This window comes from Neobacillus sp. S1115 (assembly GCF_055385565.1).
Genome location: NZ_AP038275.1, coordinates 3,596,577 through 3,613,898, shown reverse-complemented (window position 1 = coordinate 3,613,898; position 17,322 = coordinate 3,596,577). Strand labels below are relative to the sequence as shown.

Genomic DNA, 17,322 nt, shown 5'->3' with positions numbered 1-17,322 from the left:
AGTTAAAAACATGCTAATGTGCTTCAAAAATATAAAATTTTGGGGGTATAGCTAACAATGGAATTTCAAACGAAAATTGGTAAATCAACCCGTGATCGAATTTTTGTTCACGGTTATGACCTAACAGAAGATTTAATCGGAAAAATTACTCTGGCTGATATGGCATTTCTCGGAGCGATGCATCGGAAACCGACAGAAAATGAATCCAAGATGCTTAACGCACTATTAGTAGCCATCTGCGAGCATGGATATACTCCAAGCTCTATTTCAACAAGGCTGACTTATTTAGGAGCACCCGAATCTGTTCAATCAGCCGTTGCGGCAGGGTTGCTTGGTGCGGGAACTGTTTATCTTGGGGCAATGGAATATGTTGCAGAAATGCTTCAGGATGCCTTTAAAAAATATGGAGAGGAAAGAGATCTGCAAGAAATCGCCTCTCTTGTCATTAATGAGAGGCAGGAAAGCGGAAAGCAGCTTCCTGGATTTGGTCATCCCGTTCATAAACCTGAAGATCCACGAACAATCAGGTTATTTGCAATCGCGGAAGATTTGGGGTTCAATGGAAAAAACTCACAGCTTCTTAAAGAGATTCATAGACAATTTTGCGAGAAAAAAGGAAAGACGGTTACCTTAAATGCTGTTGGCGCCATTGGCGCCATTATGGCCGACATGGGGATTGATTATCGGATTGTCAAATCGCTTGCGGTTGCTGCCCGGGCTGTCGGATTAGTCGCGCATATTGTAGAAGAAATAGAAGTGGGAAGAAAAGAAAGTTTCGGACAGCAATTGTTCGATTATATCGAAGAACATACGGACTATCGAGGTTAATGGAGGTTTTATTCTTGAAGAATAATCATTTACTAAGTCTGGAACCTAAGCTTGGAGGAATGCCAGAGACGGAAGGACTTAATTTTTTCCTTGATGATCCAAACTTAGATTTATTAATGCGTTTCTATGTTTCGAAGGATGAATATAAAAAAGCACTTCCACTATTATCAAAATTGGGGGATGTGGCAGGTACTGAGTTAGATGACTTATCCCGTGATGCGGACCAACATCCTCCGGTATTAATCCCTTACAATCGACAAGGGGAAAGAGTTGATATTGTAAAATATCACCCGGCCTATCAACGAATGGAGGAAATCGGTTATGGTGAATTTGGGCTAGTAGCCATGTCCCATCGCCCAGGTGTGATGGGGTGGCCGACTCCTTTTTCGAGAGTGTTAAAATATGCATTTTGGTATCTATTTGCGCAATCCGAGTTTGGACTTTGCTGCCCAATGAGTATGACCGATTCAGCGGCCCGAGTCATTGAACAATATGCAAGTCCTGAAATAAAGAACAAATACTTACCTCGAATGCTCAGTACCGATCCAAGTGAACTTTGGACTGGTGCACAATTCATGACAGAAAAGCAAGGAGGATCAGATGTAGGTTCCAACACTGTAACAGCTAAAAAGGCAGGTGACCATTGGGAGATTTGGGGGGATAAATGGTTTTGTTCAAACGTATCTGCGGATGTTGCACTGGTGCTGGCACGTCCAGAAGGATCGAGTGCTGGTACCAAAGGTCTGGCCATGTTTTTAGTGCCTAAAAAACTGGAAAACGGTGAGCAAAATCGATATCGAATCAACCGGTTAAAAGATAAGCTAGGAACAAGGGATATGGCCTCCGGAGAAGTTACTTTTGAAGGGGCGGTTGGTTATGTCATCGGAAATCTTGACAGTGGCTTTAAACAAATGATGTCAATGGTTAATTCCTCCCGGCTTTCCAATGCCGTCCGTTCTGCAGCCATGATGAGACGAAGTTTTACAGAGGCGCTGGTGACAGTAAGAGGAAGAAAGGCATTTGGTCAGGCCCTTATTGATTTGCCTTTAATGAGAGAGAGCCTGTTTGAACTGCTCCTTATGACAGAGGCAGCCTCATCGGCCATTTTTTACACAGCCCATGTCTTTGATCAGGCTGAGGATAATCACGAAGAATCAAAAAAATTGCTTCGGATTTTAACCCCTTTGCTTAAAGGGACTGTTTGCAAACAGGCACGATATGTAACTGCAGAGGCAATGGAAATTCGCGGGGGCAATGGCTACATTGAAGAATGGGTAAATCCAAAGCTCGTTCGAGATGCCCATGTCGGCTCCATCTGGGAAGGAACAACTAATATCGTGGCTTTGGATGTGTTAAGAGCCATTCACAAGGATGATGGCGGAAGGGCATTTATTAGTGATTTGGAAAAGCGGCTGTCAGGTTTAAAGAATGCTCATGTGCAACGTGCAGCAGAACTTTGCCGATGGAAATTGGAAAAATTCAAAGAACAAGTAGAGCAAATCGTCCATGGAAAATCACCTGAACAAGAAATTTCCGCGAAACGGTTTATGAACCGAATGTACCATCTTTTTACGGCAAGCCTGCTGCTCCAAGAAGCAGAATTTCTGCTTTCGTCGAACGGCGGTTATCGAAAATTATGTCTATTTATCCATTATTTTCAACGATACTTACACCTGGAGGATGAAACGGGTATTTTTGATAAGAACGTAAATGAATGGCTTGACGCGATTATCGATTGGGAGAGCATTCCTGAAAATATTATCGATCCATTATTGACCATGATGGAGAAGAATGTAAAAGTATCATCTAAAGCGTCAACTAAGTAAAAGAGTTGAGGATCCGCAATAAAGGCAAGAGAGAAGATAAGTTGATGCTTCGCAGCCAAAAATAGGTTCTATCAAAAAATATAATAGTCCCCATTTAAAAAGCAGCCAAAACTTCCAAGTGTTCCTAATGGGGGCTATCCCTATTATCAGTGATTCATTTCCTTAGTCACGCTGATGAAAAAGAAATTTTATTTGACGGAGTTGAAAAAATTGTTGCAAACCAGGTTAATGCCTAGAGCAAAAGAAAATATACATGTGAAAAGTTTACTAATCCTTGCCATGTGTTTGCTCTATATTCTTCACAATTTTACCCATTCCAATATCTTTGATTATTTCCTCGCAGCCCTCACCATCGTTGTTTTTTTATCCAACCTTAAACAAGCCCAGCCTCTTCCTCGTTATTTTAGTATTTGTATGCTTATGCTTGGATTTTTTATAAATATTTATAAAGGGGCGGCGATTGAGGGGACTGTGAAAGGCTTACTTTCCTATCTTCCTTTATTGAGTCTTATTATATTAGTTCCTCTGTTGACAATTCCTATGAAACTCGGAGGGTATCTTCATTCCATTCAATTTTTTGTAGAGAAATTAGCTTATCAATTAAGAAAATTATTTGGTAGCATATCAATCTTATTGTTTTGCTTAGGACCGGTATTGAATATCGGTACCATTCGAATCCTGCATGAACTGATTGGAAGTTTTAAACTTGCTCCTGAAATACTTGCAAAATCCTATCTGGTAGGGTTTTCATCTGTAATCTTATGGTCTCCCTATTACGCATCGGTTGCCCTGGTACTTTATCAACTGAAAGTTCCTATTTTGCATTACATACCGTTAGGATTTACCCTTGCCATTATCCAGCTAGTGACCGGGAATTTATTATTTTGGATTTGGTTAAAACGCAGGAAAGATAGTAAGGTCATTAGGCCTTGTGTGACACTTAGTGAAGAACAATATATTGATGTCCAACAAGGTAGAACTCATCAAAGAAATATGCTTAATTTAGCCGGACTGTTTTCTCTGATTATTGGAATGACCTTCCTTCTTGAATTTTTAACCAAGTGGTCAATGTTGTTTTTGGTGAGTTTAGTATCAATTACCTTTCCTGTTCTTTGGGCTGTAGCGAAAGGGAAATGGAGGGATTTTACAGAACAGGTTGTTATTTTTAAAAATACGTCTGTTGTTAGTATGAAAAATGAGATTGTTTTATTTATCAGCGCTGGCCTTTTTTCTAAAGCATTGACTGGAACAGCTGCGGCTGACAGTATTAAACTTTTCCTAACTCATACAGCTTCCATTTCTTTTTTGCTTTTTATCCTCGTTGTTGCCGGAACAATCCTGGTCCTTACCTTTATTGGGGTTCATCAATTGGTTGTCGTATCAGCCCTGGTCACACAAATGGACGCGAATATGCTAGGAACACGGCCCGAGGTACTGGCATTATTGTTGATGCTGTCCTGGTCTTTGTCTTCCGTATTAAGTCCAATTAATCCTATTAATTTACTTGTCAGTAGATTATTAGGGAAATCTAGCCTTTCGGTTGGGTTACGGTGGAACGGAGTATTCTTGTTAATCATGCTTATAATTGGATCAACATTTGTTTATTTGATTCATTAAAAGTAGAATTGGCTATTGCTGAATATTGGAAGTTATTAATACCAGCAGTGGCCGGATTGGGCTTGTTACATCTATAGACCTTTCGAAAAGCAATTGCAGATATTCCATACCAATTGGGAAGTAAGAAAGGACTCAGTAATTTTTACTGAATCCTTTAATAAGATATGACTGTAATGAACGGATTCAAGTTGAAACATCTAGATGCCAAGAGAAAAGTGAACGCCATTCAGTTGAATTTTATTATTTGGTTTTTCGTAAATCCAAATATTGAACCGTCTTACCATCACGATCAATCTGAACAATCAATTGGCTCTTATTAAATGTATAAATTATTTGTTCACAACTAGCACTCTCATAGCAGGTAACGTTCTTTATTTCATTTGGGTTTCCATAAGTATCGAGGATTTTGTTTTTGTCAGTGGGGATGGAAGTAGTTGTTAAAAATTCCGGATATACTTGCAGTTGTTCAATGGAATCATTGGCTGCATCAAAGGTTATACGGACCCCGGCACCTTCGTTTTGATAATAAAGCGACCTAGTATTCTTATCATCCTCTGTTTTGGTTGGTTGACCGAATTTTTTAAGGAGCTGATTGTAAGAAGATCCTAGTGTGATTCCATTTATTTGAAGAGGTTTTTCAGAATATAGATAAACATCTTTAATTCCGATATCCTTTACCTTCGTTTTCATTTTCTCCGCTTTAGATTTACTGGAAAAAACGCCCGCTTGAACACGATAATAGTTCTTTTCATTAATTACTTTTTTAACGACGATCGCGTCAATTCCTTTCTTTTTCAAAAAAGCAACTCGTTTATCTGCGTTCGTTTTCTTGCTAAATGATCCAGCAACGACAACATACAACGGTTTGGTTTGTTCAAAATCTGGAATCATTAACTTTTGGCCAGCAATAATCTTGTTGCTGGTTAGTTGGTTGTATTCCTTTAAATCTTCAACGGAAATATGGTATTTTTTCGAAATACTATATAGTGTATCTCCTTTCTTGATAACAATATAATTGTCCTTAGCGAATGTGTCCTCCTGACCGAAATAAAATACCGACCCGATCAATAATGTACATAGGACAGCCTGCAGGAACCGTTTAAATTTTTTCATTTATTTTCACCTCATATATACTGACGAGGGAAAAAACATTTTGATTCTGATAAATAAGCCCAATTATTATCGAAAAATAAAAAATGGGTAATTTTCACAAATTCTAAACAATTATCACTTTCACCAGCATATTTCCTTTGAAAAAAATTTTATAATGAAGATAATCGATTTTTTTTCATGGAAATGGAGTTGGCGAGAACATGAAGCATGTTGTCATCACGGGAAGTACAAGAGGAATTGGTTATGGACTGGCAAGGGAATTTTTACTGGCGGGATGCAAGGTTACGATAAACGGACAGTCTCGGGAAAGTGTCGATCGAGCATTGCAAAGCCTCAGAGAAATGAAAGCTGATACTGTTGCTGGATATGCGGGAGCAGTCGATAATCGGGACGAATTGGAACAATTGTGGAATTATGCTGAAAAACATTTTGGAAATATTGATATTTGGATTAATAACGCAGGAATTGACCAGGAACGAAAGTATTTTTGGGAAATGAGTGAAGAGGATTACGATCAAGTGATTCGAACGAATCTAAAAGGTGTTATGAATGGCTGCCATGTTGCCTACAATCATATGTTAAAACAAGGATCCGGCCAAATTTTTAACATGGAGGGCTTTGGCAGCAATGGAATGATGCGTGAAAAGATGACTTTATATGGGACATCCAAAAGTGCCGTCAGCTATTTTACCCGCTCGTTGGCGATTGAGGCGAAGCAGACTAATATAAAAGTCGGTACGTTAAGTCCCGGTATGGTCGCGACGGATTTTTTGCGGAAATCGCTTGATGAACACAACCGGAAAATCTACAACATCTTGGGCGACAAGGTGGAACCGGTAACGAAGTTCCTTGCCGCGAAAGTGCTTGAAAATCAAAACAATGATGCAAGAATCCAATGGCTGACCAAACCAAAAGTCATGTGGCGATTTGCCACATCTATGATTAGTAAGCGGGATATTTTTAATTAATTTATGCGAAGATTATACTGAATTACGATATCTATGGGCATGGCCAGAGAAAGAAAAAAACTGAGGCCTCTTCTAAAAAGGGGGTTAAGGACGAGCTTTACCTTTTGCCAGGGATTTATGTGAAGTATTCAACTACACTGAATGACTTTGCAAAAATCGTGGAAGGAGAAGAATACTGAAAACTTGATTCTAGAGGGCGGGAATTAATCGAGAAAAGGATGCTGTAAAAAAGTAAAAGGAGGCTTCCTCGTAATTGTAAAAAAGTGTTCACAATTAAGGACTACTTCCGATAAATAGGGAGTAGTCCTTTTTTTGCTGGTGTAATCAGCTTTTTGGTTTTTGTATTGATAAAATAGATTGAAATTGATTTATTTAATCGATATTAAAAGTGTATATAGGAAAAATAACCAATCTATAATAAATGAGAAGGTTAAAAAAGCAAATAGTTTAATATAGTTGGAAGGGAAAGAAAAAAATGGGACAGCCATATATACCACTATTGACATATGATGCGGGTCCAACAGGCTGCGGAGAGTTAATTATGAATTTGTTTCTAACAATGAAAAAGATGAATAGTGGAGAAATCATTGAAGTCATTTCCTATGACCCTGGTGCACGAGAGGATATTCCGGCATGGTGTCGATTGCAAAAGCACCATTTATTGCAGCGGGAGGATAATGGGAAAATTAGTCATTACTTTATTAAAAAAGGCTGAAATAGCCTTTTAAATATTAATAGATTATTAGGAGGAACTATAATGTCTGGAAAATTCTTAGTAAGTTTAACAAATGCAAAAAACGATCAGGATAAAGCGACCGTGGGTTTTGTTGTAGCCAATGCGGCTGTTGCATCAGGTCAAGAAACGGTTGTCTTTTTAAACGTTGAAGGCGCTTACTTAGCCTCTAAAGGCTATGCTGATGATATTCATGAAGAAGGATTTGCACCGTTAAAACAACTTATGGACCAATTCATAGAAGCTGGTGGTAGTGTTTGGGTATGCAGCCCTTGTTACAAAAAGCGTAATTTAACCGAAGAAGATTTAATTGAAGGTGCTACGATTGTGGGCGGAGCAAAAGTTGTTGAATTCTTAACCCAAGGCGCTGCGTCTATAACCTATTAATAATGAAAGCAATTTTGATATTTCGCTGTGGAATTAGGTGATTATTGTGGAGAACCCAAAAAGAGTTTGTGATGGTGGAGATTTAGATTGCGGTTCTGGTCTATTGCTTATTATTAAAAAAGCAATGGACCCTTTATTAGCAGGAGAAATCCTCGAGGTTCGCAGCCGTGAGCGCACGGTTGCAGATGATTTACCTGCTTGGTGCCGGATGGTTAATCATGAATTTCTAAATTCGGAGCCGGGAGATGGGACAACGAGATATTTCATACGAAAAGGCGGAAAAAAGGAAGAATTAGAGGCGGACTTAGAAGCTGCAAAAGGATATAAATGGAACGTCCGTGTGCAGGCTGAAAAAGCATTAAAGGCAAAAGTTCATTCACGAAACCACACGTTTGTGGTCGGTCAACCCGCCGATTTTGGTTCAAAAGTCGAAGCACCAAGTGCAATAGATTACCTGCTAGGTGCGCTTGCCTCAGATTTAACGGTTGGCTTTAAGGCGCAGGCCTCAAGAAGAAAGATTGAAATCGACCAATTAGAGGTGTCTATTAAAGCAGGGTTAGAAAATGTTTTATACCACCTGGAAATAGAAGATGAAGGCAGTCCGAGAATTCAAGAGATAAAAGGGAGTTTTTACGTCTCTTCACCACAGTCAGAAGATGATTTAGAAAAACTGTGGAAAAATACGCTTGAAAGATCTCCTATCTATCAAACTATCAAACAATCAATCAAGATTAAAATAGAATTTATGATTGTCTATTGAGGAGGTCATATGATGTTACCGAAGTTTCCTACCACCGTCATTGGCAGTTGGCCGCGTTCGAAAGAAGTACTACGGGCCATGAGAGATTTACGGGCAGGTCGAATGTGTGAAGAAGAATTTCAAAACGTTGCCAATCAAGCTGTATTACAATGTTTGAAATGGCAAGAAGAAGCAGGCATTGATATTGTTTCTGATGGTGAGCAGCGGAGAGATAATTATATTTCCTTTGTCGCTGAACATTTGAATAATGTTCGTATGTTAAGTGTTTCTGAATTACTAGATTATGTAGAAGATAAATCGAGTTTTGAAGAAATTCTAGGAACATTAGATGTTCCGGCTTTTTCAATGTCTAATCCGGCTGCAATAGGCAAGATTAGCCGCAAGAAACCACTGGCATTAAACGACTTTTTATTTTTAAAACAACATACTGACAAGGCGATTAAAGTGACGTTACCCGGTCCTTATCTGTTAACGAGGTCGATGTGGGTGGAAGGACTATCAGTTGATGCATACCCGACAAAAGAGGATTTGGCTGTTGATATTGTCAAGGTACTGCGTGAAGAGTTGGAAGACCTCATTGCTGCAGGAGTAGATTTTATACAATTTGATGAGCCTGTCTTAACAGAAGTGGTGTTTACGCAAAAGAATGCAAACAGAACCTTCATGTGCGGTGCGCTGACAGCAAAAGCGGATGCAGAAGAGGAGTTATCGTTTGCTTTAGATTTAATTAATCAAGTTACCGATGGAATGTTAGGAAGAGGTTCCACCATTGGCATTCATATTTGCCGTGGGAATTGGAGTACTGACGATGAAATTTTACTTCGTGGTCCGTATTTTCCATTAATACCTTATCTTGAACAGGCAAATGTAGACCAGTTAGCTCTTGAATTTGCGACACCAAGAGCAGGTGAACTTGATGCGATTAAGAGCATTGGCAGAAAATCATTAGGATTTGGTGTAATAAATCCAAGAACAGTTACGGTTGAATCTGTTGACGATATTGTCGCACGGGTAGAAGAAGTAAGGGTGATTCTGCCTGATGCTGAAATCTTTTTAAATCCAGATTGTGGTTTTGGTACCTTTGCACAACGACCAATGAATAGTGATGAAATTGCTTTTGAAAAATTAAAAGTCATGGCAGTTGCTGCTAAAAAACTTCGAGAAACGGTAAGTGTTTAAGAAAGGATGAAAATATGAGACAACAAATGACAGTAAAGGTACAAGGAATTGGAAATGGCATGAGGACAGATTCCGTTGCAGGCAAGCATAAAATTGCCATTGATGAACCGGTAACAATGGGCGGACAAGATTCTGCGATTGACCCTCTTTCAACTTTTCTAGCCTCACTTATTGGCTGTGAAAACGTAATGGCAAAAATCATTGCGAAAGAAATGAACTTTGACCTTCAAGGAATTTCATTTGAGGTTGAAGGTGATCTTGATATTAGCGGTTTAATGGGGAATTTAGAGGTAAAACCTTATTTTGAAAAGGTGGTCATTAAAGCCACTGTTGAAACATCTGAGTCTCAGGACAGAATAGATGAACTAAAAGAGGCAATAGATTTACGTTGTCCAGTCTTCCGTACCATTAAAGATGCAGGAATTCCAATAGAAAACCACTGGTTAAAAGCATCTGTGACAATATAAGAACTATAAAAAAGGTGATGAATCAATTAGGATTCATCACCTTTTTGTTCAACGTTTTTAATAAATGCTAACATATTGCTAACGTACACATTTCCGCACAGTAAATTCAGGTTAAAGATGTTATAATAAAATTCGGCAAAACGGTGATTCAAGACCTAATTCATAAGAGTAGTATACAATAGAGGTTGAAATATACTAGTCATGACTAATATATATCAACCTCTTATTTTTTTTTTTAATCACGTGCTTTAATGGAATATGTATAGTTAGTTCAAAACTTCATATTCATTCTAACTGTGAGTTAAAGAAACCTGTTATAAGAGGTTATGAAAAGGTAGAAAGGGGAATTGGAAAATGAAAAGAAAAAGAGCTACTGGAAATAAGCTGCGGATTTTTACGATTCTACTTTTAATGTTTGCCTTAATCATTGGAGTTTATTATGCAATCAAAGATAATGATAGCGAACAGACGCCAGGCAAAGAAGGCCCAATTATAACGAAGCCATCCGATACTAAAAAGGATAATCAGAATGCAAATGAGAAATTAGTAGACGAAACCTTTTCCTTATCCAAGGAAGGTAAGGTTCCGAACATTCCTTTTGTCACCGGTAAAACAGGATTGAAGGAAGTAAATAAAGAGTGGGGAAAATCAGACAATGTTTCGGAAACTGCTAAAGGCAGGTATGAGGAATACAAAAGTCATCATTCTACAATCGGCTATGCCGGTAACACTGTGAATGATATACGGGCTTATGACTCCGAACTACAAAAGATCACTTTAAATGAAATTAAGAAAACGGGTGGAGAACCCGATGATATACGATATTATAAAGATTCAACTCATGACCAAATGATACTTGTCTATCATGCAAACACGTCCACTGATTTATTATGGGTTTTGCCTAAAACAACAGAGCAGGAACCAAATCCTAAAGTTGACCATATCTCACTCTTTACACAGGTTGAAGAAACATCAAATCAACAAGAAAATCAAACCATTTCAAAAGTAATTTCTAACATGAGTTTAGATGAAAAAATAGGGCAGATGATTCTTGCTGGGATTTCCGGGACAACATTTGATACATACGGCCAAAAATTAATAAGCCAATTCCATGTCGGAGGAATTATTTTTTTCAAAAATAATTTTGAATCCCCTGAACAAACCGTTCAACTTGTGAATCAATTGAAGGCTGGAAACAGTTCGAATCTACCGCTTTTTTTAGGTATTGACCAAGAAGGAGGGAGAGTAACAAGATTGCCAGGAGGTCTTGTTAACTTTCCTCCAAATAATCAGATTGGAAAGGTAAATGATCCTGAGTTTTCTTATAAAGTCGGAACACTTTTAGGTCATGAATTAAAAGAATTTGGTTTAAATCTCGATTTTGCACCTGTTCTTGATATTAACAGCAATCCAAATAACCCTGTGATCGGGGATCGATCATTTGGGAACAATTCAGAAATAGTAAGCAAACTTGGAATTCAAACGATGAAAGGGATTCAGTCGCAAAACGTCATCCCTACAATTAAGCATTTTCCTGGACATGGAGATACATCGGTTGATTCCCATCTAGAACTCCCAATTGTAAATAAAAGCCTTGAGGAACTTAAAGAACTAGAGTTAATTCCGTTTGAACGTGCGATTGATGAAGGAGCAGATGTTGTGATGGTCGCACATATCTTATTGCCTGAATTGGATAAAACCAATCCTGCGTCCATGTCAAAAGCTGTCATGACGGATCTTCTTAGAAAACAACTAAGTTTCAAGGGAGTAATCATTACGGACGATATGACAATGGGAGCCATTACAGAACATTTTGATATTGGCAAAGCAGCGGTAGAATCAGTAAAGGCAGGAAGCGATATTATTTTAGTAGGACATGATTATAATAATGTTATAAAGATTACCTCTTCTTTAAAAACTGCTGTTGAAAATGGGGAAATTTCTGAACAAAGATTAAATGAAAGTATAGAAAGAATTATTCAACTAAAAAGGAAATATAGTATTAACGATATGAAAGTAGAAAATCCTAACATAGATGAAATAAATCAGTCAATCAATAGTTTACTAAATAATTATTTACATTAATTATTCATATAGGTTTGTAGAGATATAAATATATCGACAAATTCAAACGGATAGAAACAATAATTATATTATGTAAACAAAATTGATTTAATCGAATCAAATTAAACTAGAGTTGGATATTTGTATAGTTGGAGGGGAATCACAAATGCTAGATCACAAAGAGGAAACCCAAAAAAGCGAGCAGAAAGACAAAACATATACACTTCTAGGTCCGGATAAGAAACCTTATCAGAGTAAAATTCCAGGTACATATGGCGGCCACAGGAAAACCAAAGTCTACGGACGTATGGATTGCCCGGCGGCATTACGGGCGATTGCCAAAGGGGGCTATGTACAGAATCGCGTGTTTTTTGCGGACGAGGAGACCGCGATTGCAGCAGGATTCAGGCCATGTGCCTCATGCCTTCGAGAAAAGTATGCCGAATGGAAAGAAAGACAAAAGCTTCAGAATCCTAATCGATAAGGAGATTTTGCTATGCAATCACAAATCGAGGAATTGTTAGATTTCGAGGATAATTGGCTGGAGAGGGAAGGCCTGGACGAAGGTGACGAAAGGTACGAATGGCTGACGGAAGGGATCCGGTTATATACACGATTTCAGGAACTTGATAGAAAAGAACCTAGGTATTCCATTATGCTCGCCAATCTATACCTACAATTGGGACGCGATGAAAAAATGCGCAGGGGCAACTATCGGAGGGCCTATGACATCTTACGAAGGGCAACCCTTCATAGCCCTGACAAACCTGATGCCTTTTACCACTTATCCTTTATCTTGGCGGAAGAGGAGCGACAGTGGGAAGCCGTTTTATTTTAGGGTAAAGAAGCATTGGAAAAGGGAATAAACGGCAGCAAACGAATCAAGCTACTATGTAACCTGGCTTTAGCCTATACAAGAATGGGGTACCCGCGAAAAGGCGCGGACCTGATCAAGGAAGCAGTTACCTTGGATGTGAATAAAGAACAACTTTGGTTTATCGAACTATATATGGATAAGTTGAAAAGGAAACAAATGGAACCCATACTTTTAAAGGAAAATGACGAAAAACGCAAGAGAATCACCCATCATGATATGGATCAAATACTTGAAGATGCCATGGACGGAAAATATGTGGTTGTTAATCTGGCAGACTCTGAAAAGCTCGTGTATGGAAGCAGCGATACCGTACGGCTGGAGCCGAAACAGGCGGAACTGCTGGGTTATTTAATTGACAACAAAGGGATTTATTGCGATAAAAGCAGGATTGAAAATGCAGTATGGAATGATCAAGTGTTGAATCCGGCCATTGTCAAACGTTACATTAACGCCATTCGAAAAAAATTAGCACAGTCAATGGGCAGGAACGATATTAAAGACAGTGTATTAATAACAACCAAGAAAGGCGAATATGTCTGGAATGCCGATATCCCGGCAAAAGTCCTCCGCAAGGTATAAAAAACTACCGGTTACGACCATCGTAACCGGGTTTTTGTATATTTAAGGTGCAAAAGATAAGGGAGGATGATAAGGATGAACTTACTAAAATTAGAAATGATGACGGCGACAGAACGGATGGCAGAGGCACTAACAATGAGAGGTTTGTTTATTGAAACGAAAGATGATTTCATCGTACTGACAGATGAAAACACCAGCGCAGATATCATGAAAACACAAAGATTGCTCAACGACCTAGGAATACCGACGTTTTGGCAAGGGAACAAATTTCAGGTCTTGGTGAGCCGGTTTCCGATTGCGGCGATGAAGAAGATCATCAACGTACCAGGCAGGGAATTCCCAGTCCATATGGAAGGCTATCATTTCAAATGGAGAGCTTTTGCCCAGCGCCGATTTGGCATCAAAGTGAATGCCTTGGACCTCGATGCGAACATGGCCATGTTTGTCAAATCACTCAATTTGGCAGGGATTACGGCTCTTGCAGGCTGCAGCGGCCATCACCGTTACCCGCCAAATGTCCAGCTTTCCGGTGCCTATCAGGGAGCTTGGTTTAAAGTAATCCAGGAAAAATATTTAAATGGACTGAATCTACATTATACGTGGGAAGTCCATTTCGGTAACGGGTCAGGTTCCTGTATCAGGGCCGTAGAAACAGGGCGTTGGGACATGAGCTTGATTTATCAGGACACGGTGCAAATGGCTGAGGTGCTCCAAAAATACGCAACTGAGATTCGTGAACTCAAAAAATATTCTTTTAAACGCAGCAAAGAGATGAAGGAATTAGTCGGCAACCTACTGAAGGAAGGAAATTACAACGCATTAGTGGAATGGATGAAAGAACAAGCCGAAAAGGGTGGGCAATAACCGTGGTCACATTTTTACAGAATTGCGATCCTTTTTTTCTCGCAAGTAATAATTTGTGATATCAGATTTGTTTAGTGCACAGAAAAAATTAACGGAAAATTTTAAATTTTGCAGGATTTCGTGCGAAAAAGGATAATATATATTTTTATATAAGATTGGGACTTCTTAATAAAATGGAAAGGAGTAAATTACATAAAAGAAAAACAATCTTAATAAACACTATATAAAAAAGGAGTGGTAGAACTGTCAATTTATAAACTAGTTTTCCTCGCTATGGTAGGGGCACTGTCATTGATATTAATGTGGTTTGGCTTCCCAATTCTACCAGCAGCACCCTATTTGAAATTTGAACCTAGTGATCTTCCCTTAATGCTAGCCACCATTGCCTATGGACCGGTAGCAGGAATTATTGCTTTAATTCTAAAAAATTTGATGTTTTTCATTTCACATGGTGGAAATATTTTTGGGATATTTATGAACTTTTTCGCTTCAGGAACTTTTTTACTTGTGATGTCTTTGGTAAATAAAAAACTTAATTTTGTCGTTTCCGCTATTGCAGGTTCCATTGCGATGGCTTTGGTCATGATTCCATTAAATATGATCATTGTGCCTATCGAATTTGGCATCCCATTTAAAGAAGTCCAAGCACTTATACTTCCTGTGTATATTCCTTTTAACCTTATTAAGGGATTGCTAAATACATTCCTATTTGCAATCTTGTGGTCTCTCTTAAAAAACCGAGCGATAGCACAACTCAATTTCAAGAAGAAAAATATAAACATCTAATAATGGTTAAGGGAAATGATTTGCAATAAATATGGTGTCATAACTCTATAACAATCATTGCTCATAAAAATCTGTTGGACAGTATGTTAACGATCTTCACTCTAGGAAAGGGGGGAGAAGAAAGTTCATTCTGACCAGCAGATTTTTTTGCATGTCCTTTCGTCATCCAGATAATCACCATAAAAAAAAGCACAGTTCTCCGGCCTAGTATTTATTCTTGACCCCTAAACAGTAATGGGATTCAAGTTAAAAACTAGGTAGGAGATAACTATGCTTCTAAAAATTAGGAATAATAGGCAGAGTTTGATTTTCTAATGCTGCTTATCCAGATAACCTAAGGATTTTATTACTTTTAGGCGGCGATACATAGTTGCCCGTCCAATCCCCAAACTTTGTGCCGCCAGTTCTTTACCCTTTGTTGTCGTACCGTGGATTTTCAAGGCTTCTAGGATTTCCTGAATCTCATTTTCAGAAATTGTTTGAATTGCTTGGGAAGACATGTTTTCCAATTTGTTTGATTTACTTGGTGAAGAAAGATCTGAAGAAGACGATTTGTGTTTTGTTTCATCTAAATGTGGTTGTCTAGAAGTGAGATTTGTTGTACTTTGAGTTAATGTTTCCATTTGATTGATAGATTGAACAGATTTAATAATTCTTTCAGGTAAACTAGAGATATCAATCTTATCCATTACTGTCATACTGACTGCGTACTCTACTGCGTTCTCAAGTTCACGGACATTACCTGGCCAATGGTATTTGTAAATTGCATTGAGCGCCTCCGCACTCCAACGGATTGCACCTGTTCCTCTATTGTAATTAATCCGTTTTGTAAATAACTCTAATAGAACGGTAATATCTTCAATTCTTTCTCTAAGTGGTGGAATATCCAATGGTACCACGTTCAGCCTGTAGTATAGATCTTCACGGAAGGTTCCCTCAGCAATCATTTGCTCCAATGGTTTATTGGTTGCGGCAATGACACGAATATCCACTGGGATTGCTTGCGTTCCACCTACCCGTTCCACTTCTTTAAATTGTAGTGCACGAAGCAGCTTTGCTTGTAAAAACAACGGCATATCACCAATTTCATCAAGAAATAGGGTGCCGCCATTAGCAAGTTCAAACTTTCCTGGTTTTCCACCTTTTTTAGCTCCAGTAAATGCTCCTTCTTCATAGCCAAATAGTTCACTTTCCATGAGATTCTCCGGCAGTGCCGCGCAATTGATTGCGATAAAAGGCCCTCCTTGGCGAAAGCTTTCGGAGTGGATGGCGCCTGCAAATAGCTCCTTACCGGTTCCGCTCTCCCCTCGAATTAACACATTCAGTTCAGTTGCTGCAATTCGCTGCACCTTTTCTTTAATTAATGTAATGGCTTTACTAGTTCCTCTAATGTCGATTAATCCAAACCGTGGTTTCTGTTGCGAATTGCGTTTGTTTCCTTTCTCGGTTTTCGCTAAGAGCAGAACCATCCCTTGTAAATCCTTGTTTAAGCCGATAGGCCGGCCTTCCCAGCGTATACCCTCTACATCTATTATTTTAAATAAACGTCCTCCGCGAACAGCCTCTGTTACTTGATGTGGCACAATATCACTAATTTTCCGGCCTCTCAGGCTGTCTTTTGGCATATGTAGTAAAAATGCCGCAGTACCGCTCACGGCTGCAATCCGTTCATCAAGATCAATGACCAATGCTGATTCATTGCATATGTCAATAGCACTTTGCAAGTAGGTTTCTAATCTGTGAATTTGGTTATGTAAATATGGCCAATTTTGCCGAAGGATAATCAAAAAGCTAATTTGGCGGATCATTTCGGTGAAATAGGCTTGCTTTTCTATGATACGAAGAGCATCTTGAGCATTCCAGGATGAAAGTGTGATTACCCCGACACATTTCTGTCCATCAATGACCGGAGTCAATATTTCAATACTTAACAGACAATCAGAGGATAAAGAGCATTTAGTACAAAAAAGGTGTTCTCTAGGATTCTTAATAATTAAGGGATGGGCATGTTGAAGGACATGATCTACTGGGGTATTTTTACCAGCATTCGTATGTAAACGATTGCAATGAACCCCTGCACTTGCTACAAGTTTTCTTGATTGATTATACAATCCTATTGTAACGCCGGCACTCTCGGCAAATGGGAGGATTAGATCATTTAATTGTTTACTAAACTCTTCTAGGTCAACCATGTACTACTCCTTCCAAAAAAGGGATTCTATTTCAAAATAGTATTTATCATTATTCCTATTTTTAGAATATTATATAATTTTA

17 protein-coding genes are annotated in these 17,322 nt (G+C 38.7%); 15 read left to right on the top strand and 2 right to left on the bottom strand.

Going from position 1 to position 17,322, the window contains the following annotated elements:
- The first annotated feature begins 57 nt into the window (after positions 1–57).
- The 3 genes from ACZ5B7_RS17425 to ACZ5B7_RS17415 all read left to right on the top strand — a co-directional run bounded on the left by ACZ5B7_RS17425 (position 58) and on the right by ACZ5B7_RS17415 (position 4,271).
- Entirely contained in the window at positions 58–828 is a 771-nt protein-coding gene (locus ACZ5B7_RS17425) for a citryl-CoA lyase (RefSeq protein WP_464490319.1), read from the top strand.
- A 14-nt stretch (positions 829–842) separates the two neighbouring features.
- Complete coding sequence (locus ACZ5B7_RS17420) at positions 843–2,654, top strand: acyl-CoA dehydrogenase family protein (protein ID WP_464490318.1); 1,812 nt, start codon at positions 843–845, stop codon at positions 2,652–2,654.
- Positions 2,655–2,864: 210 nt separating this feature from the next.
- On the top strand, positions 2,865–4,271 hold the full coding sequence (locus tag ACZ5B7_RS17415; protein ID WP_464490317.1) for a hypothetical protein: 1,407 nt from the start codon (positions 2,865–2,867) through the stop codon (positions 4,269–4,271).
- A 240-nt stretch (positions 4,272–4,511) separates the two neighbouring features.
- Here the strand turns inward: ACZ5B7_RS17415 and ACZ5B7_RS17410 are convergent, their stop codons facing one another.
- Positions 4,512–5,384, bottom strand: a complete 873-nt coding sequence (locus tag ACZ5B7_RS17410; RefSeq protein ID WP_464490316.1) for a LysM peptidoglycan-binding domain-containing protein — start codon at positions 5,382–5,384, stop codon at positions 4,512–4,514.
- A gap of 200 nt (positions 5,385–5,584) precedes the next feature.
- On the opposite strand from ACZ5B7_RS17410, the gene ACZ5B7_RS17405 reads away from it, so the two are divergent.
- The 12 genes from ACZ5B7_RS17405 (at position 5,585) to ACZ5B7_RS17350 (ending at position 15,048) form a co-directional block, all read left to right on the top strand.
- On the top strand, positions 5,585–6,352 hold the full coding sequence (locus tag ACZ5B7_RS17405; protein ID WP_464490315.1) for an SDR family oxidoreductase: 768 nt from the start codon (positions 5,585–5,587) through the stop codon (positions 6,350–6,352).
- A 475-nt stretch (positions 6,353–6,827) separates the two neighbouring features.
- Positions 6,828–7,067 (top strand): sulfurtransferase TusA family protein, encoded by a 240-nt coding sequence (locus ACZ5B7_RS17400; protein WP_213145749.1) that lies wholly within the window; start codon positions 6,828–6,830, stop codon positions 7,065–7,067.
- 42 nt (positions 7,068–7,109) lie between these two features.
- Positions 7,110–7,472 carry a DsrE family protein gene (locus ACZ5B7_RS17395; RefSeq protein ID WP_464490314.1) on the top strand — a complete coding sequence of 121 codons (363 nt, stop codon included), beginning with the start codon at positions 7,110–7,112 and terminating at the stop codon, positions 7,470–7,472.
- Between the two features lie 46 nt (positions 7,473–7,518).
- Complete coding sequence (locus tag ACZ5B7_RS17390; protein ID WP_464490313.1) at positions 7,519–8,232, top strand: OsmC family protein; 714 nt, start codon at positions 7,519–7,521, stop codon at positions 8,230–8,232.
- Positions 8,233–8,241: 9 nt separating this feature from the next.
- Positions 8,242–9,411, top strand: a complete 1,170-nt coding sequence (locus tag ACZ5B7_RS17385; RefSeq protein WP_464490312.1) for a vitamin-B12 independent methionine synthase — start codon at positions 8,242–8,244, stop codon at positions 9,409–9,411.
- 14 nt (positions 9,412–9,425) lie between these two features.
- Positions 9,426–9,878, top strand: a complete 453-nt coding sequence (locus ACZ5B7_RS17380; RefSeq protein ID WP_464490311.1) for an OsmC family protein — start codon at positions 9,426–9,428, stop codon at positions 9,876–9,878.
- Between the two features lie 354 nt (positions 9,879–10,232).
- Positions 10,233–11,963: a beta-N-acetylhexosaminidase gene (nagZ, locus tag ACZ5B7_RS17375; RefSeq protein ID WP_464490310.1), complete on the top strand. Its 1,731-nt coding sequence runs from the start codon at positions 10,233–10,235 to the stop codon at positions 11,961–11,963.
- A gap of 145 nt (positions 11,964–12,108) precedes the next feature.
- Positions 12,109–12,426 (top strand): Ada metal-binding domain-containing protein, encoded by a 318-nt coding sequence (locus ACZ5B7_RS17370; protein ID WP_464490309.1) that lies wholly within the window; start codon positions 12,109–12,111, stop codon positions 12,424–12,426.
- Between the two features lie 12 nt (positions 12,427–12,438).
- Positions 12,439–12,780 (top strand): tetratricopeptide repeat protein, encoded by a 342-nt coding sequence (locus ACZ5B7_RS17365; protein ID WP_464490308.1) that lies wholly within the window; start codon positions 12,439–12,441, stop codon positions 12,778–12,780.
- Between the two features lie 12 nt (positions 12,781–12,792).
- Entirely contained in the window at positions 12,793–13,398 is a 606-nt protein-coding gene (locus ACZ5B7_RS17360) for a winged helix-turn-helix domain-containing protein (protein ID WP_464490307.1), read from the top strand.
- Positions 13,399–13,473: 75 nt separating this feature from the next.
- A complete protein-coding gene (locus ACZ5B7_RS17355; RefSeq protein WP_464490306.1) occupies positions 13,474–14,262 on the top strand; it encodes a hypothetical protein in 789 nt (262 codons plus the stop codon).
- 234 nt (positions 14,263–14,496) lie between these two features.
- A complete protein-coding gene (locus tag ACZ5B7_RS17350; RefSeq protein ID WP_464490305.1) occupies positions 14,497–15,048 on the top strand; it encodes an ECF transporter S component in 552 nt (183 codons plus the stop codon).
- Between the two features lie 311 nt (positions 15,049–15,359).
- On the opposite strand, the gene ACZ5B7_RS17345 is transcribed toward ACZ5B7_RS17350, so the two are convergent.
- Positions 15,360–17,240, bottom strand: a complete 1,881-nt coding sequence (locus ACZ5B7_RS17345; protein ID WP_464490304.1) for a sigma-54-dependent Fis family transcriptional regulator — start codon at positions 17,238–17,240, stop codon at positions 15,360–15,362.
- Positions 17,241–17,322: the final 82 nt, after the last annotated feature.

Bases quoted from the DNA above. Each gene is read 5' to 3' on its own strand.
- ACZ5B7_RS17425 (WP_464490319.1), top strand. From the start codon at position 58: ATGGAATTTCAAACGAAAATTGGTAAATCAACCCGTGATCGAATTTTT.
- ACZ5B7_RS17410 (WP_464490316.1), bottom strand. From the start codon at position 5,384: ATGAAAAAATTTAAACGGTTCCTGCAGGCTGTCCTATGTACATTATTG.
- ACZ5B7_RS17405 (WP_464490315.1), top strand. From the start codon at position 5,585: ATGAAGCATGTTGTCATCACGGGAAGTACAAGAGGAATTGGTTATGGA.
- ACZ5B7_RS17400 (WP_213145749.1), top strand. From the start codon at position 6,828: ATGGGACAGCCATATATACCACTATTGACATATGATGCGGGTCCAACA.
- ACZ5B7_RS17395 (WP_464490314.1), top strand. From the start codon at position 7,110: ATGTCTGGAAAATTCTTAGTAAGTTTAACAAATGCAAAAAACGATCAG.
- ACZ5B7_RS17385 (WP_464490312.1), top strand. From the start codon at position 8,242: ATGATGTTACCGAAGTTTCCTACCACCGTCATTGGCAGTTGGCCGCGT.
- ACZ5B7_RS17380 (WP_464490311.1), top strand. From the start codon at position 9,426: ATGAGACAACAAATGACAGTAAAGGTACAAGGAATTGGAAATGGCATG.
- nagZ (WP_464490310.1), top strand. From the start codon at position 10,233: ATGAAAAGAAAAAGAGCTACTGGAAATAAGCTGCGGATTTTTACGATT.
- ACZ5B7_RS17370 (WP_464490309.1), top strand. From the start codon at position 12,109: ATGCTAGATCACAAAGAGGAAACCCAAAAAAGCGAGCAGAAAGACAAA.
- ACZ5B7_RS17365 (WP_464490308.1), top strand. From the start codon at position 12,439: ATGCAATCACAAATCGAGGAATTGTTAGATTTCGAGGATAATTGGCTG.
- ACZ5B7_RS17355 (WP_464490306.1), top strand. From the start codon at position 13,474: ATGAACTTACTAAAATTAGAAATGATGACGGCGACAGAACGGATGGCA.
- ACZ5B7_RS17345 (WP_464490304.1), bottom strand. From the start codon at position 17,240: ATGGTTGACCTAGAAGAGTTTAGTAAACAATTAAATGATCTAATCCTC.